At 37.1% G+C, this 23981-nt stretch carries 25 protein-coding genes; 9 read left to right on the top strand and 16 right to left on the bottom strand.

Annotated elements, in window-relative coordinates; genetic code table 11:
• Positions 1–3: 3 nt before the first annotated feature.
• Together ABXT44_RS06550 and ABXT44_RS06545 are read left to right on the top strand one after the other, a co-directional pair.
• Positions 4–735, top strand: a complete 732-nt coding sequence (locus ABXT44_RS06550; RefSeq protein WP_416686427.1) for an aspartate/glutamate racemase family protein — start codon at positions 4–6, stop codon at positions 733–735.
• Positions 736–845: 110 nt separating this feature from the next.
• On the top strand, positions 846–1349 hold the full coding sequence (locus ABXT44_RS06545) for an Lrp/AsnC family transcriptional regulator (RefSeq protein WP_416686426.1): 504 nt from the start codon (positions 846–848) through the stop codon (positions 1347–1349).
• Here ABXT44_RS06545 and ABXT44_RS06540 read toward each other — a convergent pair.
• Complete coding sequence (locus tag ABXT44_RS06540) at positions 1342–2520, bottom strand: M24 family metallopeptidase (RefSeq protein WP_416686425.1); 1179 nt, start codon at positions 2518–2520, stop codon at positions 1342–1344. The two genes, ABXT44_RS06545 and ABXT44_RS06540, sit on opposite strands and share 8 nt — an antisense overlap.
• Positions 2521–2538: 18 nt before the next feature.
• Complete coding sequence (locus ABXT44_RS06535) at positions 2539–3732, bottom strand: cystathionine gamma-synthase family protein (protein WP_416686424.1); 1194 nt, start codon at positions 3730–3732, stop codon at positions 2539–2541.
• Positions 3733–3988: 256 nt separating this feature from the next.
• Between ABXT44_RS06535 and ABXT44_RS06530 the strand changes: the two genes are divergently transcribed.
• The gene (locus tag ABXT44_RS06530; protein WP_416686423.1) at positions 3989–4936 is read left to right on the top strand and encodes a DMT family transporter; all 948 of its coding nucleotides are present in this window, start codon (positions 3989–3991) and stop codon (positions 4934–4936) included.
• Here ABXT44_RS06530 and prmC read toward each other — a convergent pair.
• Entirely contained in the window at positions 4928–5722 is a 795-nt protein-coding gene (gene prmC / locus ABXT44_RS06525; RefSeq protein WP_416686422.1) for a peptide chain release factor N(5)-glutamine methyltransferase, read from the bottom strand. The genes ABXT44_RS06530 and prmC overlap by 9 nt on opposite strands.
• A gap of 143 nt (positions 5723–5865) precedes the next feature.
• Between prmC and ABXT44_RS06520 the strand changes: the two genes are divergently transcribed.
• Positions 5866–6315 carry a tRNA (cytidine(34)-2'-O)-methyltransferase gene (locus ABXT44_RS06520; protein WP_416686421.1) on the top strand — a complete coding sequence of 150 codons (450 nt, stop codon included), beginning with the start codon at positions 5866–5868 and terminating at the stop codon, positions 6313–6315.
• Between the two features lie 10 nt (positions 6316–6325).
• Here the strand turns inward: ABXT44_RS06520 and fmt are convergent, their stop codons facing one another.
• Together fmt and argH are read right to left on the bottom strand one after the other, a co-directional pair.
• Complete coding sequence (gene fmt, locus ABXT44_RS06515) at positions 6326–7255, bottom strand: methionyl-tRNA formyltransferase (RefSeq protein ID WP_416686420.1); 930 nt, start codon at positions 7253–7255, stop codon at positions 6326–6328.
• Positions 7255–8640 (bottom strand): argininosuccinate lyase, encoded by a 1386-nt coding sequence (argH, locus tag ABXT44_RS06510; protein ID WP_416686419.1) that lies wholly within the window; start codon positions 8638–8640, stop codon positions 7255–7257. The genes fmt and argH overlap by 1 nt, the downstream gene beginning before the upstream one ends.
• A 215-nt stretch (positions 8641–8855) precedes the next feature.
• On the opposite strand from argH, the gene hemC reads away from it, so the two are divergent.
• Together hemC and ABXT44_RS06500 are read left to right on the top strand one after the other, a co-directional pair.
• On the top strand, positions 8856–9773 hold the full coding sequence (hemC, locus tag ABXT44_RS06505; protein ID WP_416688457.1) for a hydroxymethylbilane synthase: 918 nt from the start codon (positions 8856–8858) through the stop codon (positions 9771–9773).
• A 1-nt stretch (position 9774) separates the two neighbouring features.
• A complete protein-coding gene (locus tag ABXT44_RS06500; RefSeq protein WP_416686418.1) occupies positions 9775–10065 on the top strand; it encodes a 4a-hydroxytetrahydrobiopterin dehydratase in 291 nt (96 codons plus the stop codon).
• A gap of 9 nt (positions 10066–10074) precedes the next feature.
• Here ABXT44_RS06500 and ftsY read toward each other — a convergent pair whose 3' ends face one another.
• Complete coding sequence (gene ftsY / locus ABXT44_RS06495; protein ID WP_416686417.1) at positions 10075–11028, bottom strand: signal recognition particle-docking protein FtsY; 954 nt, start codon at positions 11026–11028, stop codon at positions 10075–10077.
• Between the two features lie 149 nt (positions 11029–11177).
• Between ftsY and hemJ the strand changes: the two genes are divergently transcribed.
• The 3 genes from hemJ to ltaE are packed head-to-tail and all read left to right on the top strand — an operon-like array spanning position 11178 to position 13381.
• Entirely contained in the window at positions 11178–11603 is a 426-nt protein-coding gene (hemJ, locus tag ABXT44_RS06490; RefSeq protein WP_416651297.1) for a protoporphyrinogen oxidase HemJ, read from the top strand.
• A 46-nt stretch (positions 11604–11649) separates the two neighbouring features.
• On the top strand, positions 11650–12306 hold the full coding sequence (locus ABXT44_RS06485) for a hypothetical protein (protein WP_416686416.1): 657 nt from the start codon (positions 11650–11652) through the stop codon (positions 12304–12306).
• A gap of 13 nt (positions 12307–12319) precedes the next feature.
• Positions 12320–13381 (top strand): low-specificity L-threonine aldolase, encoded by a 1062-nt coding sequence (gene ltaE / locus ABXT44_RS06480; RefSeq protein ID WP_416686415.1) that lies wholly within the window; start codon positions 12320–12322, stop codon positions 13379–13381.
• A 4-nt stretch (positions 13382–13385) separates the two neighbouring features.
• Here the strand turns inward: ltaE and ABXT44_RS06475 are convergent, their stop codons facing one another.
• The 10 genes from ABXT44_RS06475 to ABXT44_RS06430 form a co-directional block, all read right to left on the bottom strand.
• Positions 13386–14141 (bottom strand): amino acid ABC transporter ATP-binding protein, encoded by a 756-nt coding sequence (locus tag ABXT44_RS06475; protein WP_271541071.1) that lies wholly within the window; start codon positions 14139–14141, stop codon positions 13386–13388.
• Positions 14142–14143: 2 nt separating this feature from the next.
• A complete protein-coding gene (locus tag ABXT44_RS06470; protein ID WP_416686414.1) occupies positions 14144–15121 on the bottom strand; it encodes an amino acid ABC transporter permease in 978 nt (325 codons plus the stop codon).
• 46 nt (positions 15122–15167) lie between these two features.
• Positions 15168–16025 carry a transporter substrate-binding domain-containing protein gene (locus ABXT44_RS06465; protein WP_416686413.1) on the bottom strand — a complete coding sequence of 286 codons (858 nt, stop codon included), beginning with the start codon at positions 16023–16025 and terminating at the stop codon, positions 15168–15170.
• A gap of 108 nt (positions 16026–16133) precedes the next feature.
• On the bottom strand, positions 16134–17033 hold the full coding sequence (cysM, locus tag ABXT44_RS06460; protein ID WP_416686412.1) for a cysteine synthase CysM: 900 nt from the start codon (positions 17031–17033) through the stop codon (positions 16134–16136).
• 39 nt (positions 17034–17072) lie between these two features.
• Positions 17073–18140 carry a threonine synthase gene (thrC, locus tag ABXT44_RS06455; protein ID WP_416686411.1) on the bottom strand — a complete coding sequence of 356 codons (1068 nt, stop codon included), beginning with the start codon at positions 18138–18140 and terminating at the stop codon, positions 17073–17075.
• A gap of 16 nt (positions 18141–18156) precedes the next feature.
• Positions 18157–19434 (bottom strand): homoserine dehydrogenase, encoded by a 1278-nt coding sequence (locus ABXT44_RS06450; RefSeq protein ID WP_416686410.1) that lies wholly within the window; start codon positions 19432–19434, stop codon positions 18157–18159.
• A 123-nt stretch (positions 19435–19557) separates the two neighbouring features.
• A complete protein-coding gene (locus ABXT44_RS06445; RefSeq protein WP_416686409.1) occupies positions 19558–21012 on the bottom strand; it encodes an NAD-dependent succinate-semialdehyde dehydrogenase in 1455 nt (484 codons plus the stop codon).
• A 70-nt stretch (positions 21013–21082) separates the two neighbouring features.
• Positions 21083–21886: an ABC transporter permease gene (locus tag ABXT44_RS06440; RefSeq protein WP_416686408.1), complete on the bottom strand. Its 804-nt coding sequence runs from the start codon at positions 21884–21886 to the stop codon at positions 21083–21085.
• Entirely contained in the window at positions 21883–22788 is a 906-nt protein-coding gene (locus ABXT44_RS06435; protein ID WP_416686407.1) for an ABC transporter permease subunit, read from the bottom strand. The genes ABXT44_RS06440 and ABXT44_RS06435 overlap by 4 nt, the downstream gene beginning before the upstream one ends.
• A 15-nt stretch (positions 22789–22803) precedes the next feature.
• Entirely contained in the window at positions 22804–23934 is a 1131-nt protein-coding gene (locus tag ABXT44_RS06430) for an ABC transporter ATP-binding protein (protein ID WP_416686406.1), read from the bottom strand.
• Between the last annotated feature and the right edge of the window lie 47 nt (positions 23935–23981).

Raw genomic sequence — 23981 nt, 5'->3', positions numbered from 1 at the left:
ATTATGACTATAGAATCAAAAAAATATCAAATATCAGATGCTTTGAGTGAGAGGAGGGATAGGCCATCAGTTGGTCTGATAGTTTTAAATACTGATTTCACTTTTGAGCGTGATTTTGTAAGGATGTACTCAGAAAAAAAACCAGACTATGACTTTTATTTCAACCGAATTCATTTTGCTAATCCAATGACGCCTCAGTCTCTAGCTGCAATTGGTGATGACTTGACTGAAGCTGCAGCACTAATACTTCCTAATTATGATCTCGATCTAGTTGTATTTAATTGCACCTCTTCATCATCCATAGTTGGCGATGAAGCAATAGAGAATGCAATTAAAGAAAGTAAGCCAACTGCAAAAGTTTTATCTACTTCCCAAGCTGTAGTAGCTAATTTCAAAGCGCGAGGCTTTAAAAAGATTAGTGTTCTGACGCCTTATAGCGAAGAGGTTTCCTCTCTTTTGAGGGGCTATTTAGAGCGTAATGGCGTTGAAATGGTGTCGTCAATGCATATGGATATGGATGATGACAGAGATGTTGCTATGCTCCCCGCTGATGAAATCATTGCAGCAGCAAAGGCTGCAATTCATGAGGATGCTGATGCGATCTTTATATCGTGCACAGCAATGAGATCAGCAGAAATAATTCCTGAAATTGAAGCGGCTATTGGCAAGCCAGTCTTTACTTCAAACCAGGCTACTTTTGATCAAATTTCTCAAATTATAGGTAGTCTTAATTAGCCAGACCAAAGAATCTCTAGGGCTTATAAAGTACTGATTTTTATTAAAATTTCATAATTAAGTGAATTTTTTTCACTTAATAAGTGTTTTTTTTGAGTCATAATAGGTTCATGCATAAGCTCGATGAAAGAGACATTCAAATACTGGTCATTCTTCAGAAAGAAGGAAGAATAACTAAAACCGCCCTTGCAGAAAAACTTAACTTATCACTTACCCCTTCCTGGGATAGACTCCAAAGATTAGAGGAGGCTGGGATTATTGAAAGCTACGGCGCAAGACTGTCCTCTTCATTTTTAGACAATTTCCACCTAGTGATTACTGAGGTTGAACTTGAGAGTCATAAACAAGGCCAGTTTGCTAGATTTGAAGAAGCTATACTGGGCTTTGATGAGGTGCTCTCATGTTGGTCTGTGGGCGGAGGATTAGACTACATATTAAAGGTCCTTGTTAAAGACGTTACTGGTTACCAAGAATTCATTAAGAAAGTCTTAAAGGCAGATATTGGCATGAGGCGTTATTTCAGTTATGCAGTCTTGAATAAAATCAAAGATATTGATGTTATTCCAGAAGGTTTAATCAAAAAGTCAGACCTAGTGAAGAATAACCTTACTTAACTAATAGCTTCCTGGGAACATTGGATAGGCATTCGCCGCCATTACTTCCAACGCGAATACTCTCAGTCATTTCAAAGCCCCAGTCATCAAACCAGATCGCGGGCATAAAATGAAATGTCATGTTTTCTTCTAAAACTGTCTGATCAGTTCCTCGAAGACTCATTGTGCGCTCGCCCCAGTCAGGTGGGTAACTGCAACCAATAGGGTAGCCGCATCGGTTATTTTTTTCATAGCCATATTTTTTTAGAGTCGCTGTAAAGTTGTCTGAAATCTGAGCGCAGGTATTGCCCGGCTTGAACATCTCGATAGCATTTACAATGCACTCATTAATTACCTTTTCAATATCTAAGTACTGCTGAGGGGGCGTTCCTAAAAATAAAGTTCTTGAGCAGGGGCAGTGATATCTTGCGTACGCTCCTCCAAGCTCTAAAAACATACCTTCATTATTTTTTAGTGGCTCATCATTCCATGTCATGTGACAGGCCGCCGCTTCTTCTCCTGCGCCAATAAGAGGAACGAATGACGCATAGTCTCCATAATGCCCTTGGTGTCCTTGAACGCCTGCGTGATATATTTCAGCAACTAAGTCGTTTTTCTTCATTCCAGGTTCTGCCACCTGCATAACCCTTTCATAAACTCCTTCGATAACCTTACCTGCACGCTTCATGTAAGTAATTTCAGTTTCAGATTTAACGGCTCTTTGCCAGTTAACTAGCCCTGTATGATCACTAAAAGTTGCTGCAGGAAGTGAAGTATATAATGACTCTGCGGCTCTAGCAGAGAAATAATAGTTATCTTTTTCTAGGCCAATTCTTTTATTATGCAGCCCTTTCTCTTTTAGGATATTGGCAAGGAACTCCATTGGATGTCTCTCGGGGCTCATCACATAATCATCTGGATATGAGAGGATATTATTTAACTCAAGGTCTGTAGTAAGTTCTGCCCCTTTTGCATCAATCCCTCTGCCATACCAAAAAAGACCACCATCTGTTGTAATTACAACACACTGATGAACATAAAATGACCAGCCATCATAACCCGTTAACCAGAACATATTAGCAGGGTCGTAAACAATTAAAACTTCTACGTTTAAAGCATTCATAGACTTGCGAGTCTTTAATTGTCTATCAAGGTACTCCTCTTTAGAAAATCTTCTTCTTTCTTGTTTCATTGTATTCTCCTAAAATTCTTAAGAAATTTCTTTAAATGCCTGCTCTAAATCAGCAATCAAATCCTCTACATCCTCAATTCCAGTTGAGTATCTGACTAAGCCTTCAGGTATTCCAGCAGCCTTTCGCTCTTCTGCGCTACACTCTACATGACTTGTCGTTAATGGAGGACCAACTACCGTTTCAACGCATCCCAAATTAGCCGCCATATGAGCGTATTTAAGTTTTGGTAAAAATTTCTTAATTGAATCTAGACCACCTTTAACAGAAAAACTTAACATTCCGCCGTATCCACCATTCATTTGCTCTTTAGCTATCTCATGACCTGGATGAGAATCTAAGCCAGGGTAGTTAACCTGATCAACCAAAGGATGATTTTGTAAGAACGTTGCAATTAACATAGCACTTTCATTTTGTCTTTCAACTCGAAGCTTTAATGTTTTCATTCCTCTTAGGAGGCTATAGGCGTCCATTGGGGCTAAAGTAGCACCGTTTATTTCACGGTAATGATAAACTTTCTTAACTAAGTCTTGATTGCCACAAATAACCCCTCCAAGAGCATCTGCGTGACCCCCTAGGTACTTAGAGGCAGAGTGCAGCGTAATGTCAGCACCAAGCGCAAGCGGTCTTTGATTGATTGGCGTTGCGAACGTATTATCAACAACGACAAGGGCGCCTACTTTTTTAGCTGCCGCGCTTAAGCGTTTGATGTCAGTAATTTTAATGGTTGGATTTGTTGGCGTTTCTAGATATAACACCTTGCAGCCTCTAGCAATTTCACTTTCTATTTGCTCATAATTACCCGTTTCACAAAGGCTAACATCAATATTAAGTGGCGGCAAAAATTCATTAAAAATGACATTTGTGCCCCCATAACTATCCTTGATTGAAACAAGGCGGTCACCAGGCTTTAAAAAGGTGGCCAAGGTATTACTAATTGCCGCCATTCCTGAGGAAAAACTAGTTGCCGCTTCAGCGCCTTCAAGTTCTTTTACTTTGTCCTCAAAAGCGCGGACTGTTGGGTTGGTATTTCGAGAGTATATATGGCCTTCAGCTTCACCTAGGGCAACTTTATGCCAAGTATCAATATCTTCGTAGGCAAATGAAACGCTGTGAACGACTGGTACTTGAGTTGAGCGCTCATATAGTTCGTGCTCTTGCTCTCCACCCCAAATACTTTGAGTGGATTGACCGATGTGTTTTTTTTCAAGCATAAGTAACCTCTTATAGTTGCGTTGAGTATAAAAAAAAATGATAATAAATCACTTAAATCCTATTTTCAAGGCAGCGCTTAATAAGCCTTTATCTTGATAAAAATTATTATACATCCACTTCGATGCTTTTGACAATCTTGAATTTTCATATTGATCGAGATTTCAATAAACTTAGAGCAGTAAATAAATATTGCTAAATTAATAGTTTCTGATATATTGCGAGTCTGCAATACACCACATTCAACTCTTTAAAACTATGAGTATATCTACCTCAAAAGAGTCAACTGACAACAAAACAACAATTGTTAAGTCTAACTTTCTTTGTGTGTTTTCTATACTTCTTTTTGCAACGGGCTTTCCTGCTGCTGAATATTTATTAAAGGACTGGGATGTTGTTAGCGTAATCACAGCTCGAAATGTTTTTTCCTTTATTCTAATTTTTATAATTTGGTTATTTATTGAAGGAATACAAAAAGTCAAATCTGCTAAATGGTTAAAGGGTTTTTTAATAGGCTTATCAGGATTTGGAATTGGGGCTTTTTTAATCCTTATGCTTCAATCATTAACAACACCAGTAATTGCAGCACTGGCAGTAGCCACAATGCCAGTTTTTGCTGTGAGTTTGGAGATGCTACTTGACGGACGCAAAATGACATTATGGTTTTTCTTTGGTGTCGTTCTAGTATTACTTGGCGGCTATATTGCTTCAGGCGCCTCATTGAGAGAGGATAATGTTGGCATAGCTGCTCTCATAGGAGTTATTGGAGTTGCATTATTTGCATGGGGCTCCAGAGCAACAGTCAAAAGCCTTCCTGGCATGACTAACCTAGGTCAAACAGCAGTCACATCTTTTGGGATGGCGGGGCTATCAATATTCTTATATTTTTTCTGTAGTGTATTTTTTGATTTAACTAATGCTACTTCAATTATTACTATTGAGCACCTAGGCTTAGTGCTTATCTACGCTTGGCTTGGGTTGGGAATTTCTCAAATTTTCTGGATAAAGGCTGTGAGTCAACTCGGAATTGGTTTGGCGTCATTTCATTTAAATGCCGTTCCGTTTTACGTCATGTTTATGCTGTTTCTTCTTGGCGATAGCTGGATATGGCACCAAGCATTTGGAGCTTTAATCGTTATTTCTGGGGTTATATTAGCTCAACAAAAGTCTTCAAAGAAAAAGGCAGAATTTTTTGAGTTACCTTAGTTCTGCAAGGATTGCCCTGTCGAGCTTATTGAGATCTTTAAATGTTTTGATATTTGTAAAAGACTCTTCTAATAACTTAACAATTCTATCCTTTTGGCCATATCCGTGCTCAAGCAGTAAATAACCACCGATATTAAGAAATTCTTTTGATTTGGTGATGATTTCTTTGATGTCATTAAGCCCATCATTGCCTGAGACTAAGGCCTCAATAGGTTCATATTTTAAATCTTGTAAGTGTGGGTCATGCTCATTAATATACGGTGGGTTACTGACAATTAAATCAAATTTTGAAAGAGGTAATGGGTCAAACCAATTACCACAATAAAAATCAATATCTTTAGTTGAATTGAGTTTGGCAATATTCAGCGCATCAATCGACTGATCAGTGGCTGAAATCTTCCATTTTGGACGCTTTTCAGAAAGAGTTATGGCAATTATGCCGCTTCCAGTTCCTAGGTCTAGTAGGCTTATTTTTTTATTTATATCAAACGTATCAAGTGCAATGTCGATTAATAGTTCTGTTTCAGGTCTAGGAATTAGGGTTGCAGGTGAGACTATAAAATCAAGATCATAAAATCCTTGAGTGCCTTTGAGATAGGCAAAAGGCTTGCCATTACTTCTTTGCTTAATTAAACTATCGAGTGTTTTAAGTTCTGCATTATTTGGCTCATAATCAGGATTTGAAAACAACTGCTCTTTAGTTTGATCAAGTGCTAAACATAAGATTTTTAATATATCTTTGACATCCATCTTAAGATAGTCTTTAGTCGATTTTCTTATAGACATGGAGTAAATTTAGGTTGCTTGAGATTGTAAAAAGCTTCTAATTTCTATGTAATATTTCATTTTTAATATTATATCAACAAGCGAGTTTTGGTAATTGGTTTATGTTCTATGGGATGATAATGTTATTTGTGAAAAGTAGCTGTATGTTAAATTTAGTTTTATACCAACCCGAGATACCCAGTAATACAGGAAGTCTAATACGTTTGTCAGCAAATATGGGTGCAAATCTTCACCTTATAAAGCCTTATGGATTTGAGATTAATGATAAGCGCTTAAGACGAGCTGGGCTTGACTATAAAGAGTTAGCTCAGGTTTATGAATATGAAAATTTTGATGACTACTTAGACAAAGCTAACCCAGCTAAACTCTATTTTGTAAGTACAAAAGTGAGTAGAAGCTATGCTGACATTAAATACCATAGTGATGATTCATTTCTATTTGGCTCTGAAACTAAGGGCCTTCCAAAAGAGATAATGGATGAATATGATGGTATAACTCTACCCATGCAAAAAGGCTCGAGAAGCCTAAACCTTTCAAACTGTGTTTCAATAGTAGCTTATGAGGCCTGGAGACAGGTTGGATTTTCTAACTAAGAATATATTTTTAGCTTAGCTCAATTAATTGGTAAGCATTATTAAAGTCTTTAATTGACACTTCATTTTTTCCAGAAAGCTGGACTCTCTTGAGGCTTAAGACGCCATTTCCAGTCGCAATATAACAATTATTTTTACTTTGCTCAATGATTGTTCCTGGGATTTTTGAAGATTCATGTTGAACTTCATCAGCCTCAATAATTCTAATAACCTTGCTTTCGAATTGTTTAGCTTTTGCGTTGGTTTGAGCTATAGGTCTTGGATTAAAGGCTCTAATCATCAGGCTTATATTTTTTGCACTTTGATGCCAGTCTATTTGAGCTTCCCCTTTCACAATCTTTTTTGCATAAATCGCGTCTTTATTGTTTTGAGGAGTGGCCTTTAATTCATTTAATCGATTTAAAGCATTAAAGATTAATTCAGCCCCCATGATTGATAAAGAGTCTGTTAGTGATTGAGAGGTCTCATTGCTGGCAATTAAATATTTTTGTTTAAGTAAAACATCTCCAGTGTCCAGCCCCTCATTCATTTGCATTATTGAAATTCCAGTTTCTTTATCTCCTGAAAGGATCGCTCTTTCGATAGGGGCAGCTCCCCTCCATCTTGGTAGTAGAGATGCATGAATGTTAAGACATCCATTCCTTGGGGTTTTCAGTGCTTTACTTGGAAGTATCTGTCCATATGCTGCAACTACCATGATATCTGGGTTTAGTGAGGTAAATATTTTTTGATTTTGCTTACTACTGAAATCTTCAGGCTGAATAACTCGCAAATTATTTTCTTCTGCGTATAGCTTAACTGGGCAAGCTGTTAAAACTTTTCCTCTTCCTTTTGGCCTATCAGGCTGGCAATATACCCCAATTACCTCATGATTAGATCTATGAAGAATGGCTAGAGATTCGACAGCAAATTTAGGGGTTCCTGCAAAAACTATGCGCATTACTTAATGGATTTTCGCCCTGCTTTAATGGCAATTGAAATTTGATTTGGGGAGGTTCCACCTAGATGATTTCGAGAGTTAACAGAACCTTCTAGAGAGATTACATCAAAAATATCTTCTTCAATTAAAGAGTTAAAATTTTTGAGCTCATTAATTGAAAATTCACTTAAGTCTTTACCTTCTTTGATTCCATAAGAGACAGCCTTGCCAACAACATCATGCGCATCTCTAAAAGCTAAACCCTTCTTTACAAGATAATCTGCTAAATCAGTTGCAGTTGTATAACCTTTAAGAGCAGATTGATACATGTTTTCTTTGTTAGTTTTGATCGTTGGAGCCATATCAGCAAAAACACGAAGACAAGAATAAATAGTTTCAACACTATCAAATAGCGGCTCTTTATCTTCCTGGTTATCCTTGTTGTATGCCAACGGCTGACCTTTCATTATTGTTAATAGGGAAATTAAATTACCAGTTACTCGGCCAGTCTTACCTCGCACTAATTCTGGAACATCTGGATTTTTCTTTTGAGGCATAATGGATGAGCCCGTGCAAAAGCTATCAGGAAGAGATATGAATTCAAATTGTGCGCTTGACCATAGAATTAGCTCTTCAGAAAACCTGGAAAGATGCATCATAATTAGACTCGCATTTGAAGCAAACTCAATCGCAAAATCACGGTCACTGACAGCATCAATCGAGTTTAAGCTTATTCGTTCAAATCCTAAAAGTTCAGCAGTACGTTCGCGATTAATTGGATAACTAGTTCCCGCAAGAGCAGCGCTCCCTAATGGCATTGTATTAATTCTTTTAAAGCTCTCTTGCAGGCGCTCACGATCTCTCTTGAGCATCTCAAAATAGGCCAGTAAATGATGGCCAAAGCTAATTGGCTGAGCAGCTTGAAGGTGAGTAAACCCAGGCATAATCGTATCTTTTTCTTGCTCTGCTAGATCAAGAAGAGCATTTAAAAGTCTTTCTAACTCTTTTGTAATTAGCCGTACTTGATCTCTAAGGTAGAGTCTAATGTCAGTTGCAACTTGATCATTTCGAGAGCGACCAGTATGAAGTTTTTTCCCTGAATCTCCACAAATTTCAGTTAACCTTGATTCAATATTCATGTGAACATCTTCCAGTTCAACTGACCAGTTAAATTGATCATTTACTATTTCATCTTTGACTTTATCAAGACCTTCAAGTATTTTTTTTAGCTCAGTGCTTGTAAGGACATTAACTTCACAGAGCATTGTTGCATGAGCAATAGAACCCTCAATGTCATAGATTGCAAGAACTTTATCAAAGGTAACAGATGCGCCAAAAATTTTGACAAATTCATCTGTTGGCTGATTAAAGCGCCCACCCCATAAATGATTTTTTTCAGACTTCATAGTTCAATTTACTCTGTCATTAATACGAATTTCAATAACTGCACATTATTCCACTATATAGGCGGTAAGTTACTGAAAATAATATAAAAACCTTTTTTAGGTGAGTTTTGATTACTAAAAATATATGTTTTATCATTATAAATATAATTGGCAAAAGCCAACATTATTAATAAACACCCGATAAAATATTGTTGGTAGTAAATTGAATTGGAGACATTATCACAGTGCTTAAAATTGCAACACGTAAAAGCCCTCTGGCCCTTTGGCAGGCAGAGTTTGTAAAGTCAAGACTGCAATTTTTTAATCCTGATATAGAGGTTGAGTTGGTAAAAATGACTACTCAGGGCGATAAGATATTAAATTCACCACTTTCAAAAATTGGTGGCAAAAGCCTATTCATTAAAGAGCTCGAAATAGGTATTCTGGAAGGAAGGGCTGATATTGCTGTTCATTCTATGAAAGATGTTCCTTATGAGCTTCCAAAGGAATTCGAGGTTGGCGCAATCTTGGAGCGAGAAAATCCTTTTGATGCATTTGTTTCAAATGATTTTGATAGTATAAGTGAACTTCCACATGGAGCTAGAGTTGGTTCTTGTAGTTTAAGGCGTATAGTTCAATTAAAAGCATTAAGACCTGATTTGGCCATTTTAGATTTAAGAGGAAATGTTAATACTCGATTAAGAAAGCTAGATGAAGGTCAGTATGACGCTATTATTTTGGCATGCTCAGGCCTTATAAGGCTGGGTTTTGAAGGTAGAATTAAGCAGCATCTGAGCGCTGAAAAATCCCTACCAGCAGTTGGTCAGGGTGCTTTAGGTATAGAGATTAGAAAAGGTGATATGGACATAATTAGCCTTATTGAGCCGCTTGTAAATAAAAAAACCATGAATGAGGTTTGTGCTGAAAGGGCAATGAATTCTACTCTTGAGGGTGGATGTTCAGTTGCAATTGGTGGCTACGCAACCAGTAATAACACTGAGATGAGACTTAAGGGTATGGTTGGTAATGTTGATTCTGGAGTTATTTTGAGGGTAGAAGAAAGTGGCGACATATCAAAGCCAAAGGTATTAGGTGAGCTTGTTGCTAATAAGCTATTATCTATGGGAGCAAAAGAGCTCTTAAACGAGGTTTAATTTGATTTTAACTAATAAACAATTAAATGTATATTTAGAAGAGCATAATGACTGGAGTATCGTTAATGAAAAGCTTTCTAAGACGTTTAAGTTTTCTAACTTTATCCAAGCTTTTGGTTTTATGACGGAAGTTGCAATTACCTCAGAAGCTATGGATCATCACCCAGAATGGTCAAATGTTTATAATAGAGTTGAGATTAATTTGATTACTCATAGTGAGGGTGGAATAACAAAGCTTGATACTGAGCTTGCTAAGAAGATTGACACTATCAGTAGCTCTATAAAATCATAAATAAGTTAACTAATCAAATAAAGCATCAACAAAATCTTTTGCATTAAAAGGTTTTAAATCATCGATTGCTTCCCCAACCCCAATAAAACGAATAGGCAGTTTAAGAGAGTCTGAAATTGCAAATAAAACTCCACCTTTAGCTGTTCCATCAAGTTTAGTGACGGCGAGTCCTGATAGGTTAATGGATTTATGAAATTCATTTGCTTGTTGAATCGCATTTTGACCTGACCCACCATCGATAACTAAGAGAGTTTCATGTGGTGCATCTTCATTATGCTTTTTAAGTACTCTCTTAATTTTTTCAAGCTCTTGCATTAAATTATTTTGTGTATGAAGTCTTCCTGCAGTATCTGCAATTAAGATATCAATATTTTTAGCAATCGCTGACTGGTAAGCATCATATACAACCGAGGCTGCGTCTGCCCCTGTTTTTTGAGCGATGACTGGAATATCATTCCTCTCTCCCCAAACTTGAAGCTGCTCAACAGCAGCAGCACGAAAAGTGTCTCCAGCTGCAAGCATTACAGATTTTCCCTCACTTTGAAATAGCTTAGCAAGCTTACCAATCGTGGTAGTTTTTCCAGCACCATTGATACCAACAACAAGAATAACAAAAGTTTTATCAACATTTGTTTGTAGTAAATTTTCTTTAATTAAGAATGATTCAAGTTCAATTTTTATAAGTTCATAAAGACCATCACTGTCCTTAAGTTCTTTTCTAGATGCTTTTTTTCTCACAGATTCAATAACCTTGTCAGTTGTTTGAATACCTATATCTGCTCCAATTAAAAGCATTTCTAAATCTTCAAGAAGTGCTTCATCTATTTTCTTTTTACCCATAAGAAGGGATGAAAGACCATCTCCAAGTTTAGTTTTGGATTTGAATAGCCGATCTTTTAGTGAAGGTTTTTTTGTCTCACCTTCAGACTCAGGGCTTTGATTTTTTTTAAAAAAGTTTAGCATTAAAGTTCAATTATAAAGACTAGGCAAATTTTACTATGTCAATCAACATAATAACTGTTAATCAATAGATAGTGTTTCATATAACTTCTTTAATTAATCCTATAAATTCATTGTATTCTGACGGTATTATGTAACTATTTGGAGTTCAAATGCTTTGGATTAAGGCTTTTCACATTTTGACGGTAATAACTTGGTTTGCAGCACTGTTTTATTTGCCGCGACTTTTTGTTTACCATGCTATGTCAACTGATGAGATTAGTATAGAGCGCTTCAAAGTAATGGAGCGAAAACTATATAGAGGCATTATGATGCCAAGCTTCATTATCACAACGCTTATGGGCGTCTGGATGCTCTATGGCTATGCTTGGGAAGTATATGCTGATCAATATTGGCTTCAGCTTAAACTAGCTTTAGTTGCAGTTCTAATTGCGTATCATTTTTATTGTGGCTATTTGGTGAGAGTATTTGCTGAAGATAAAAATACACGTAGTCATACTTTCTATCGATGGTTTAATGAGTTTCCAGTTTTACTTCTTGTTGGCATTATCATTCTTGTTGTTGTTAAGCCTTTTTAAAAATTAGTTATATAATTTAAATCTTTATTTCAAAAAAAATAAACTGATGAGCATCTTGCAAGACACAAAAGAGTTAAATTCATATATCAATAAAAAAGTTGATATTGAATCAGTTGCTTCTTTTAAAGGAAATGAGCACATTATCAAATTAAATCTTAAGTTTGATATTAATCAAATGCGCGAAGCACTTGATGAGGTTAAAGCTATGTCAGAGTTTAAAACCGCTGCGTCAGGGTTTCATGCTCTTGCGATGACTCGCAGAAAGAATAGCTCTGTTGAGTCTGATAATAATCTTGTGGGTCGCTACTATACTCGCTTAGATGATAGCTATGAAGAGATAGCCAAGGATGAGTTAGTTGATGAAGGTTCATTTACTGAGCTTGTTGAAGTGTTTAAGGGTACTTATTTTGAAACCATTCACAAGGAGCTGTCAGCTCGTTACCCTATTGGAAGGGTTCGCATATTAGAGAAAGATAGCTTTAATTGCAATTCATGGCATAGAGATCCTGAGCCAAGGATACATATTCCAATTTATACAAACCCGGGTTCTTTATTTATAGTTAATCATCACTGCACCCACCTTCCTGCTGATGGCTCCGTATATTTTACGGATACGAGGGGTTACCACACCGCTCTTAATGGTGGAGATGAGCCCAGAACTCATCTTGTAGCCACTTTAGCCTATCCAGAATACAAGTCTTAAGAGTAAATCAGTTATGAGCCAATATAAGAAAAATATTAGTAACCAAAAGAAGTTAGAGGGTCCAATAGATTTTCGAAGTGATACAATTACTTTACCATCCAATGAAATGCTTGCAAGTATTGATAATACAAAACTTGGTGATGATGTTTACCAAGAGGATATTGAAGTAATCGAGCTTCAAGAATATGCCGCAAATCTTCTGGGAAAAGAAGCAAGCTTATTTTTCCCTAGTGGCACTCAAAGTAATTTAACTGCTATGCTCGCCCATTGCCAAAGAGGTGATGAGGTTTTGATTGGAAGACACTATCATACTAATGTTTATGAGGCTCGAGGAGTTTCAGTTTTAGGTGGTGTGGGGATTTGTCCTATTGATACTTCAGCATCTGGATCTATGAAAGTAAGTGATATGCTCAGTCAAATTAAAGATAATGATCCTCACTATGCCGTAACAAAACTTCTTTGTTTAGAGAACACTTTTTCTGGAAAAGTTCAGCCTCAACAGGAGCTTGATGCATTAGCAAAAGCTGCACATAGTAAAGGCTTAAAAGTACACTTGGATGGTGCACGCTTATTTAATGCACATATACATACAGGTAAAACAATGAAGGCTTTAACAGAAAGTTTTGATAGTATATCAATATGTTTATCAAAAGGCTTAGGCGCACCAATTGGGTCTCTTTTAGTAAGTGATCAAGCTACCATTAATAAAGCCTTACGATTACGAAAGATGCTTGGTGGCGGCATGAGACAAGTTGGTGTTATCGCTGCTTATGGAATGTATGCGTTAAAGAATAATGTAAAGAGGCTTCAAGAGGATCACGATAATGCAAAATATCTTGCTAGTGGCCTGTCATTAGTTTCTGAATTAACTATAGACTATGGTGAAAATCAAACAAATATGGTTTTTGTAGATTGTCCAGAAGAGCACAGAGAAAGCTTAGGAAAACATCTTTATGATAGAAATATTATAATTTCTAATCTTGATCGAGGAAGGCTAGTATGTCACTTAGGTATTAGTAAAGAAGATATTTTGGTGGTTATTGATGCTTTTAAAGATTATTTTAAAAATGTTTAAAAAATTAGATAAGAATTTGGTCTAAAAAAGTTTTAGTTCGATCACTTTTTGGGTTATTAAAGAATTCGTCTGGAGTATTTTGCTCCACAATCTCCCCGTCTGCCATAAATATTATCCTGTCTGCAACTTGCCTGGCAAAGCCCATTTCATGAGTAACACAAATCATTGTCATGCCGCTATTTGCAAGCTCGACCATGGTATCCAAAACTTCTGAAACCATTTCGGGGTCTAGCGCTGAAGTTGGCTCATCAAATAACATGACTTTAGGCTCCATACATAAGCTCCTGGCAATAGCAACTCGCTGCTGTTGTCCGCCAGATAGTTGGTCTGGATATTTGTCTGCCTGTTCTGGTATCTTAACTTGTTCAAGCATGGCAACTGCTCTTTTTTCAGCTTCTTTTTTATCAATTCCTCTGACCCAGTTTGGACCAGCCATACAGTTTTCAAGGACAGTTAAATGTGGAAATAAATTAAAATTTTGAAATACCATTCCAATGTCTCTTCGAACAATATCAACATCCTTCATGGTTTCATGAAGCTCAACTCCACTAACATGAATTTTACCTTCTTGATGAGCCTCAAGTCGATTGAGACATCGAATTAGAGTCGATTTTCCTGATCCAGATGGGCCACAGATGACAATTTTTTCTTTAAGATTTATTTCAAGATTTATATCTTTAAGCGCCTGAAAATCTCCATACCATTTGCTGACACCATCCAGTGATATAACAGGGTTTTCATTTTTAGCTTTAGTATTCACAATCAAGCTTTTTGTTGGTATTTTCTTTCAATGCGAGCTTGAATCATTTCAAGAATGATTGTAAGGGCCCAATAAATCATTGCAGCTGTCAGTAGCATTTCTAAATTATTGAAATCTTTCGAGCCTATTTTTTTGGCCATGAACATTAACTCCCAAATCCCAAGAACAGAAACTAAAGAACTATCCTTAAGCATCGCAATAAATTGATTGCCAGTTGGTGGAACTATAATTGGTATTGACTGGGGTAATATAATTTTTCGAAGTATCAGTCCAAATTTAAAACCTAATGCTCTTGAGGCTTCCCATTGCCCTTTTGGTATGCTTTGAATACCTGCACGAAAAATCTCCGTCATGTAGGCACCATAACAAAGTGACAGAGCTGCAATACCAGAAGGAATAGCATCAATCATGAATCCTAGTTGAGGAAGACCCATATAAATTAGATAAATTTGTAGAAGAAGAGGGAGTCCTCTAAATAAAGACGTATAAAAACTTGCTATCGCATAAGCAAAGCCATTATTTGAAAGTTTAGCAATAGCTCCAACGATTGCTATAGCAGTAGCAATTGCAATTGAAACTGCTGAAATATAAATCGTAGTAAATAGACCCTTAGAAATCATAAGCCAAATTTTGCTTGGCTCACCGATAAATATATACGCTAACTCAAGATCAAAAGAGTAGGCAAAAGCAAGAAAAAGAAAAAATAATTCAATCCAAACAATGAATATTTGAATTTTCAACCTAGCAAAGCTAATTAATAATAAATTTAGGACAAATATTATTGAAAGTACAAACGAAACAACCAGTCGACCAAAAAACCCACTTTCTTGTGGATTTCCAATAACTGGACTGAGGAATTCACCAAATATGGTGTTGGTAAAATTAAAAGCAAAGAAAAACGCCAATACCGTTATTGATAATCCTAAAAGGAACGCTGGTTTGTGCAGCGACTTATCTTCAATAACGGTATCGACGAACATACCTTTCTCTAAAACTAATTAAAACTTATGAAACTAAATGCTTTAATTAAAATGCAATAGTATAGTCATTTGAACTACCATCTGCATTTTTAAACCACTTCATTGACATTGAAGTCAATGTGTAGTCTTTTTTCATATCAGCAATAATTCTAGCAATCTCTGCATCTAACTCAGGGTCATCATTACCTTTGTCAGTTGCTACTGAAAGAGGTTCAAAGAAAGCAGGGTCACCTAAGAAACGAATTGGATATCCATCTTCTATAGCACCTTGAATCATCGGAATAGAATCAATAATACCGTCATTACGAACACCAGCACCTAGGCGAGTGTCATCAAGACATGTATGACCGTCAGCAAGTGAAGTAATTGTTCCTGGAGTAACTTTATATGTAAATGCTGGAGCATCAATCATATCTAGACTTCCTTCAAGATACATTTCCCAAGTTGAGGCTGCTGTAGTACAAACATTTTTCCCATTTAAACCTGCCAATGTTGTTATAGGTGAATCTGTATGAACAGCAAAACCAGCTGGAGTGTAATAATAAACTGCAGGGAAGTTGAGCACTTCAGAGCGAGTTTCTGTTGGCGTCATAGAGCCAACTGATACATCCCAACGCATATTCCAGTTACCTGAAGTAATAATATCCCATGAAGGAGTGATGAAGCGAGCTTCTACACCCATACGCTTAGCAATTTCTCTACCAACATCAACGTCAAAACCTTCCATTTCACCGGCATCGTTAATGTAAGAATATGGTGCCCAGTTTGCATCAGTTGCAATCATTAATTCATTGTTTGATTTAATATAATCATAAACTGCACCTGCTTGAACTGTCATGTTTAATGATAATAGCGCGACTGCAAATGCAATCGACGACTTTGTAAAGCCTAGCTTAATACTCATTTGTCTCTCCTATTTATATTTTAAGAATTTACGAATTTACAATTGTACACATATTTTTGAAGAAAATTAGCCTTCAAAACAGATAGAAACATATAAAAATCTAGATTTTTAGGCTTTGAAGACCCCTGTAGAAAGATAGCGATCACCACGATCACAAATAATTGTAACAATAACGGCATTATTAACCTGCTTAGAAAGCTCGATTGCTGAAGCTACTGCGCCTCCAGCTGATACACCAGAGAAGATGCCTTCACGAATTGCAAGATCCCTTGTTGCTTGCTCTGCACTTGATTGCGAGATATCCATAATTTTATCCACTCTGGTTGAGTCAAAAATAGTGGGGAGATACTCTTTAGGCCACCTCCTAATTCCTGGAATGTGCGAGTCATCATCAGGTTGAATCCCTACAATTTGTATTGCTGGATTTTTTTCTTTGAGATACCTTGAAACGCCCATAATAGTGCCAGTAGTTCCCATGGAGCTTACGAAATGTGTAATTTCTCCATTTGTATCATTCCAAATCTCTCTGGCAGTTGAGGCATAGTGAGCGCTTGGATTATCTTGATTAGAAAATTGGTTAAGCTGAAGGCCTTTATTTTCTGAGCTCATTTGATTTGCAAGGTCACGCGCTCCTTCCATACCAAGCTCTTTGCTCACTAAAATTAATTCTGCACCATACGCAGTCATCGCATCTCTTCTCTCTTGCGATAGATTTTCTTGCATAATCAGAATCATCTGATAACCCTTAATTGCTGCAACCATAGCTAGGGCAATGCCTGTGTTTCCACTAGTTGCTTCAATAAGAGTGTCTCCAGGATGAATCTCACCCCTATTTTCTGCCTCAGTAATCATATTAAGGGCGGCGCGATCTTTAACAGACCCAGCTGGATTATTGCCTTCGAGCTTACCAAGAATTATATTAGTCGGATTTGGATTTAATCTTTGCAGCCTCACTAAAGGAGTCTTTCCTATGCATTGATCAATTGTTTTATAGTTATTATTGCTCATAATTTGATAGTTATTATCACAAATTTAAAGCCTTTAGAACTACATATTGTTTAAGATGGCTTTTTTTACTTCCTCAAGTGCTGGATTAACGTTGATCATTGCATTAGTATCGCATTGAGCAATTGCCGTATCAGGATCTTTAAGGCCATGACCTGTAAGAGTACATACAACGCTCGAGCCATCAGGTATTTTTCCTGACTTTATATCTCTTAAGGCTCCTGCAACTGATATTGCAGATGCTGGCTCACAAAAAATTCCTTCTTTTTCAGTAAGCATCTTTTGTGTTGCTAAAATTTCTTCATCTGAAAATGCATCAAACCATCCGTTTGATTCTTTACTAAGTTTTAAAGCTTGATCCCAACTTTGAGGATTTCCAATTCTTATTGCAGTCGCAATAGTTTCTGGGTTATGAACTCTCGAGCCTTGAATAAATGGAGCAGCACCTTCAGCTTGATAACCAAGCATGGTAGGTGTTGAATCTGCTTTTCCTTTCTCGTGATATTCTGTATAGCCCATCCAGTGCGCAGTAATATTTCCTGCATTACCAACAGGGAGGCAGTGGTAATCTGGAGCATGACCAAGCTCTTCAATAATTTCAAATGCTGCAGTTTTTTGACCTTGCAGCCTAAAAGGATTGATTGAGTTGACTATTGAGACGGGTGCAAATTCAGCAACATCTTTAACGAGCTGCATGCCGTCATCAAAGTTACCCTTAATTTGAATAATAGTAGAGCCATGTATCATTGCTTGTGCTAATTTGCCTAGCGCAATTTTTCCTTCTGGAATGAGAACAAATGCTTTAATTCCTGCTCTTGCAGCATAGGCAGCAGCTGCAGCCGAAGTGTTTCCAGTTGACGCACAAATAATTGCTTTAGAGCCACTTTCCACAGCCTTTGTAACTGCCATAGTCATTCCGCGATCTTTAAATGATCCTGTAGGATTTAATCCTTCATACTTTATATATAGTTCAACTTGCGTCCCCATTTCACATGGGATATTTTCAAGTCTAATTAATGGCGTATTGCCTTCACCAAGACTTATGATGCGAGTGTTGTCGCTGACAGGCAGAGTGTCTCTATATTTATCAATTAATCCTGTATATCTCATAGTTCTCTCTATTAGTTTAGTCAAGTAATTCAATATGTATAATTTGAACTTCTGCTTGATTAAAGTCGCTCGCCTCAATCGATTTTTTGATGCTCATGATCGTTTTAGTGCTAACTTTATCAGTTGTTATTGCTATATGAGCGTTATTGTTTTCATCGGCTTGCTTTTGAATTAGCGCATCTATACTAACATTATGGTCATTAAATATTCCCGTAACTTTAGCAAGGACTCCTTTAATGTCACTCACTAATAACCTTAAAAAGAATTCACTATGAATATCATCACTTTTAATTACAGGAAGTTTTTGTTGAGATTTCCAGCCTAAGATATGATTACTTGTTTGATTGTTAATGATGTCATTTAGATCAGCAATAACTGCAGAAGCGGTAGCCTCATCACCAGCTCCAGCGCCATAATATAAGCTAGTTCCTAAGGCATCACTTTTAACCATAACTGCATTCATCACGCCATCGACTTGTGCAATTAATTGCTTACTTGGAACTAGAGTAGGGTGCACTCGAAGTTCGATTCCATCACCAGATCTTTTTGCTATTCCTAGATGCTTAATTGTATAACCGAGCTCTGAAGCATGAATGATATCTTCAGTCGTTATATCACTAATACCTTTGGTAGAGACTTTATCAAATTGTAGTTCAGTGCCAAATGCAATTGCAGCAAGAATAGATAACTTATGAGCAGCATCAATGCCTTCGATATCAAAAGTTGGGTCTTCTTCTGCGTAACCTAATGCTTGCGCCTCTTTAAGAACATCATCAAAATCCCTTCCCTTTTCCTTCATATCAGTAAGAATAAAGTTACCCGTACCGTTAATTATTCCAGCGAGCGATTCAATATTATTTGCACTGAGGCCCTGTTCAAGGGATTTTATTATTGGAATCCCTCCAGCCACTGAGGCTTCAAATAAAAGTCGTACTTGTTTTTTATTGGCTAGTTTAATTAATGCATTACCATGATTCGCAATCAACGCCTTATTGGCAGTAATGACATGTTTTCCATTATTTATGGCTGTTTCAACTAGCTCTTTTGTAAGTCCAATTCCACCAATTAGCTCAAGAACTACATCAACATCAGGGTGATTGACAACCTCAAAAGGATCTATAGTTAATTTGATGTTTGAGGTATCGCAGATACGTTTTTGTTTGACATCTCTAACGCCTGCTAAAACAACTTCTATTTTAACGCCCGTGCGCCTTTCAATAGATTCACTATTTTTTTGCAATACATTTACAACGCCACCACCAACTGTACCAAGACCAAGAATTCCAACTTTCATTATTGTATTTTATAAATTCAAATGCGCTATTATACCAACCAGTGAAAAGGCGCACTGGAAATCATGTTTAAAAATGTTAGTAGAGTTATTGAGCTAAATTAAAGTAATAGGTTTAAAAAAAAATTACTTTAGCCCGCCCATACAAATGTACTTTAGTTCGAGAAAGTCATCTATTCCATAGTGCGAACCTTCTCTTCCTAATCCTGACTCTTTGATTCCACCAAATGGAGCTACTTCATTCGAAATGACGCCTTCGTTAACACCAACCATTCCGTATTCTAAGGCTTCAGATACACGCCATATTCTATTAATATCATTTGTATAAAAATAAGAGGCTAGTCCAAACTCGGTATCATTAGCCATATCTATCGCTTCTTTCTCAGTTGAAAATTTGAATACCGGTGCAAGTGGCCCAAAGGTTTCTTCTGAAGCCATTTTCATAGAGCTATCAACATTGCTAATGACCGTTGGCTCAAACAAAGTGCCACCATTTTGATGAGGTTTTCCACCTGCAACAATTACAGCGCCTCGATCAACAGCATCTGACAAGTGGTCTTTAACCTTATCAAGTGCTTTAAGGCTTATTAATGGACCTTGATTAACTCCTTCATCCATTCCATTTCCAACATTTAGGGTTTTAACCGCCTCAGCAAGTCTAGTTACAAATTCGTCATAAATTCCCTCTTGAACCAAAAAGCGATTAGTACAAACGCAGGTTTGTCCAGTATTTCTAAATTTTGATATTAGTGCGCCTGAAACTGCAGAGTCGATATCGGCATCATCAAAGACTATAAATGGAGCGTTGCCTCCTAGCTCCATAGATACTTTTTTCATTGTGTCGGCGCAGTTGCGTGTTAGAATTTTTCCAACGGCAGTTGAGCCAGTAAATGAAAGTTTTCTTACAATTGGGCTGCTGGTTAAGGCTTGTCCAATTTCACTTGAATTAGTTCCAACAACTACATTTATTATTCCTTTGGGTATTCCAGCTTGCTCAGCAAGCTCTGCAATTGCTAGCGCTGATAATGGAGTTTCTGCAGCAGGCTTAATAACAACTGGACAGCCTGCAGCAATTGCAGGAGCACATTTTCTTGTGATCATTGCGATTGGGAAATTCCAAGGCGTGATTGAAGCTACAACGCCGATTGGTTGTTTAATTACAAGTATTCTTCTGTCATTTGCAGGCGTTGGAATTATGTCACCATAGGTCCTTTTTCCTTCTTCTGCAAACCATTCTATGAAGGATGCGCCATAACCAACCTCACCTCTAGCTTCTGCTAATGGCTTTCCTTGTTCTGCTGTCATTAATATAGCTAAATCTTCTTGATTAGACATGATTAAATCAAACCATTTTTTTAAGATAATTGCTCTTTCTTTAGCAGTTCGGCTGCGCCAATCAGGCCACGCGGCATTTGCTGCATCGATGGCCTCATCAGTTTCTTTTTTACCCATGTCTGGCAAAGTACTAATTACTTCATTTGTATAAGCATTAGTCACATCAAAACGCGATTGAGCATCATCCCCAACCCACTGTCCGTTGATGTAGCCATGAGTTTTTAAAAGGTTAATATTTTTTAGCATAATTTATCCTTGTAGCTGTGTTGAACTTTAAAGGTGCTAATTATAATGCTCTATTGATCTGAAATGTCCTTCACGTATGTTGTGTTTTTAGAATTTGTTGTTTCTGTCGTCTTCCAATTAATGAGGCGGCTATGACTCCTAGAGTGACAACTCCTACTAAGATTGTTGAAACTGCATTTATTTCAGGAGTGACTCCAAGTCTCACCATAGAATATATTTTCATTGGAAGGGTTGTAGATCCTGGGCCAGAAGTAAAGCTCGCAATTACTAGATCATCAAGTGACAGAGTGAAAGATAAAAGCCAGCCAGAAATAACTGCTGGGAGGATTATTGGAAGTGTAATTAAGATAAACGTTCTAAATGGGGTGCACCCTAAGTCCAGCGCCGCCTCCGTAAGACTATCATCATAGCTTGACATTCTTGACTGCACAACAACTGCAACATAGCACATTGAAAATGTTATATGAGCCAAAGTAACAGTAAAAATACCTCGATCAATTGCAAGCGCTACAAACATAAGTAAAGTTGATAGCCCAATGATTACTTCAGGCATAACCATTGGTGCATAGATCATCCCTGAAAAAAGAGTCCTGCCTTTAAAATTACCAAAACGAGTCATTACCAGGCCAGCAATAGTTCCTAAAATTGTTGCAATAGTTGAAGAAACAAAGGCAACTTTTATTGTTACCCAGGCCGCATCTTTTATACCCTGGTTTTGCAATAGCTCACCATACCACTTAGTTGAGAAACCGCCCCAAACTGTAACTAATCTTGATTCATTAAAGCTAAATAAAATTAATAATATTATTGGTATATATAAAAATGAAAATCCAAGAATCAATGAGAAAATATTGAAGCTACCAAACTTTTTCATGATATTGCCTTCTCTTGTGACCTTTGGTAAAGCATTATTGGGACAACGAGAATTGCAAGTAGAAGGATTGCGACTGCTGAGGCCACTGGCCAGTCTCGATTATAGAAAAACTCTGTCCAAAGAACCTTTCCAATCATTAGTGTTTCAGAGCCACCAAGTAAATCTGGGATTACAAACTCACCCATAACTGGTATAAAAACCAAGAAGCAACCAGCGATAATTCCAGATAGAGAAAGTGGAACAGTTACTGTCCAGAAGGTTTTAAAGGGTCTGCACCCAAGATCAGCTGCAGCTTCTAATAAACTCATATCCATTTTTTCAAGATTTGCATATAGAGGAAGAATCATAAAAGGCAGATAAGAGTAAACAATGCCAATATAGACTGCAAGATCAGTGTTCATTATCATGAGTGGCTTTTCAATAATTCCAATGGACATTAAAGCTAAGTTTAGTAAGCCCTCCGTCTTTAGTATTCCAATCCACGCATAAACTCTTATCAAGAAAGAAGTCCAAAAAGGAAGGATAACAAGCATTAGCAATATTCCCCTCCATCGGGTGGGAGCTCTTGCGACGCTATAAGCTATTGAGTACCCTATTATTAGAGTAACTATTGTTGAGATAAAAGCAATTTTTAAACTTGAAAGATAGGCTTTAATATACAAAGAGTCACTAAAAAGAAATAAATAGTTATCAAAACTTGCTTTAATTGAAGGTAGCCATGAATCTCCCCAAATTAGAAGCGAGGAGTATGGCGGCCTTGCATAAATTGTTTCTGCAAAACTTATTTTTAAAACATAGATAAAAGGCAGTAAAAAAAGCAAAAGCAGCCAAATATATGGAATTGCAATTACGGCATTTCTTCCATTAAAGATACTTTTAAAAAAGTTTGGATTTGTTTGCATAAGCTTCACAGGAAGCTAAGAAAGAAGGACCACAGCAGAATGTGGAGCCCATTGAAGGTAAACTTCATCATCCCATGTTAAATGATGCTCTTTAGTTCTTTCACGATTTGCACGTATTGCTTTTAAGATTCTTCCATTATCTAGTTTGACATGGTAAGTGGAAAAGCTTCCTCCATAGGCAATATCTTCAATCGTTCCTTTTAATATATTGTGATCATGAGAAGGCTCTACTTTTGATATTTCAAGTTTTTCTGGTCTGATTGCAAACCACATTTCATCTTCAACTGAGGCGCCAACTTCTTGTGTTGCAAACACAATTGAATTTGAGTCTTCAGAAAACAACTGAGTGCCAACTTCATTTTGTCCTTTATAGATTCCTTTTAATATATTAACGTCACCTATAAAGTCAGCAACATCCTTGTTGATTGGTGCCTCATAGATTTCTGTAGGTGTTGCAACTTGAACTAAATTTCCAGAATCCATGACGCCGATTCGACTTGAAACAGTCATCGCCTCTTCCTGGTCGTGGGTGACAATAACAAAAGTGACCTCTAGTTTTTCCTGAATATCCATAAGTTCAAACTGAGTTTGCTCTCTCAATCTTTTATCGAGCGCTCCTAAAGGCTCATCAAGGAGTAATAATTTTGGACGCTTGGCTAAGCTTCTTGCAAGAGCAACTCTTTGACTTTGACCTCCAGAGAGCTGATTAGGTTTGCGGTTAGCAAAGTGAGTAAGCTCAACAAGCTCGAGCATTTCCTCTACTCTTTGATTAATCTCGTTAGCAGGGAGATTGTCTTGCTTTAATCCAAAGGCAATATTTTTTTCAACAGTCATATGAGGAAAAAGTGCGTAGGACTGGAACATCATGTTAATTGGCCTTAGGTGAGGAGGTATTTCAGATATATCTTCTCCATCCACAAGAATCTTGCCGTCAGTGATTTTTTCAAAGCCTGCAAGCATTCGAAGGAGCGTTGTTTTTCCACAACCAGAAGGACCCAGTAAGGAGAAAAATTCATTTTTGTAGATATCTAAAGTTAAATTATCGATTGCTGTAAATTCACCAAACCGCTTGGTGACATTTTGAATTTGGATATACGGCTTCTGACTTGAATCGAGCCAAGGGCTGACTTTAATATTTTCAGACATAGAATTATGATTATTAAAAACCCTTCATGATGCATAGCATCATGAAG

It is taken from the genome of Candidatus Pseudothioglobus sp. Uisw_041 (assembly GCF_048087625.1).
Classification (GTDB): domain Bacteria; phylum Pseudomonadota; class Gammaproteobacteria; order PS1; family Pseudothioglobaceae; genus Pseudothioglobus.
Note: the sequence above shows the minus strand (reverse complement) of the source record. Positions and strands in the feature narration are given on the sequence as shown.

Bases quoted from the DNA above. Each gene is read 5' to 3' on its own strand.
- ABXT44_RS06445 (WP_416686409.1), bottom strand. From the start codon at position 21,012: ATGCTAAAAAATATTAACCTTTTAAAAACTCATGGCTACATCAACGGA.
- ABXT44_RS06440 (WP_416686408.1), bottom strand. From the start codon at position 21,886: ATGAAAAAGTTTGGTAGCTTCAATATTTTCTCATTGATTCTTGGATTT.
- argH (WP_416686419.1), bottom strand. From the start codon at position 8,640: ATGAAGTCTGAAAAAAATCATTTATGGGGTGGGCGCTTTAATCAGCCA.
- ABXT44_RS06485 (WP_416686416.1), top strand. From the start codon at position 11,650: ATGAGCATCTTGCAAGACACAAAAGAGTTAAATTCATATATCAATAAA.
- ABXT44_RS06435 (WP_416686407.1), bottom strand. From the start codon at position 22,788: ATGCAAACAAATCCAAACTTTTTTAAAAGTATCTTTAATGGAAGAAAT.
- fmt (WP_416686420.1), bottom strand. From the start codon at position 7,255: ATGCGCATAGTTTTTGCAGGAACCCCTAAATTTGCTGTCGAATCTCTA.
- ABXT44_RS06470 (WP_416686414.1), bottom strand. From the start codon at position 15,121: ATGTTCGTCGATACCGTTATTGAAGATAAGTCGCTGCACAAACCAGCG.
- ABXT44_RS06550 (WP_416686427.1), top strand. From the start codon at position 4: ATGACTATAGAATCAAAAAAATATCAAATATCAGATGCTTTGAGTGAG.
- ftsY (WP_416686417.1), bottom strand. From the start codon at position 11,028: ATGCTAAACTTTTTTAAAAAAAATCAAAGCCCTGAGTCTGAAGGTGAG.
- ABXT44_RS06465 (WP_416686413.1), bottom strand. From the start codon at position 16,025: ATGAGTATTAAGCTAGGCTTTACAAAGTCGTCGATTGCATTTGCAGTC.
- ABXT44_RS06535 (WP_416686424.1), bottom strand. From the start codon at position 3,732: ATGCTTGAAAAAAAACACATCGGTCAATCCACTCAAAGTATTTGGGGT.
- prmC (WP_416686422.1), bottom strand. From the start codon at position 5,722: ATGTCTATAAGAAAATCGACTAAAGACTATCTTAAGATGGATGTCAAA.
- ABXT44_RS06540 (WP_416686425.1), bottom strand. From the start codon at position 2,520: ATGAAACAAGAAAGAAGAAGATTTTCTAAAGAGGAGTACCTTGATAGA.
- ABXT44_RS06530 (WP_416686423.1), top strand. From the start codon at position 3,989: ATGAGTATATCTACCTCAAAAGAGTCAACTGACAACAAAACAACAATT.
- hemJ (WP_416651297.1), top strand. From the start codon at position 11,178: ATGCTTTGGATTAAGGCTTTTCACATTTTGACGGTAATAACTTGGTTT.
- ABXT44_RS06520 (WP_416686421.1), top strand. From the start codon at position 5,866: ATGTTAAATTTAGTTTTATACCAACCCGAGATACCCAGTAATACAGGA.
- thrC (WP_416686411.1), bottom strand. From the start codon at position 18,140: ATGAGATATACAGGATTAATTGATAAATATAGAGACACTCTGCCTGTC.
- ABXT44_RS06430 (WP_416686406.1), bottom strand. From the start codon at position 23,934: ATGTCTGAAAATATTAAAGTCAGCCCTTGGCTCGATTCAAGTCAGAAG.
- cysM (WP_416686412.1), bottom strand. From the start codon at position 17,033: ATGAGCAATAATAACTATAAAACAATTGATCAATGCATAGGAAAGACT.
- ABXT44_RS06450 (WP_416686410.1), bottom strand. From the start codon at position 19,434: ATGAAAGTTGGAATTCTTGGTCTTGGTACAGTTGGTGGTGGCGTTGTA.
- ltaE (WP_416686415.1), top strand. From the start codon at position 12,320: ATGAGCCAATATAAGAAAAATATTAGTAACCAAAAGAAGTTAGAGGGT.
- ABXT44_RS06545 (WP_416686426.1), top strand. From the start codon at position 846: ATGCATAAGCTCGATGAAAGAGACATTCAAATACTGGTCATTCTTCAG.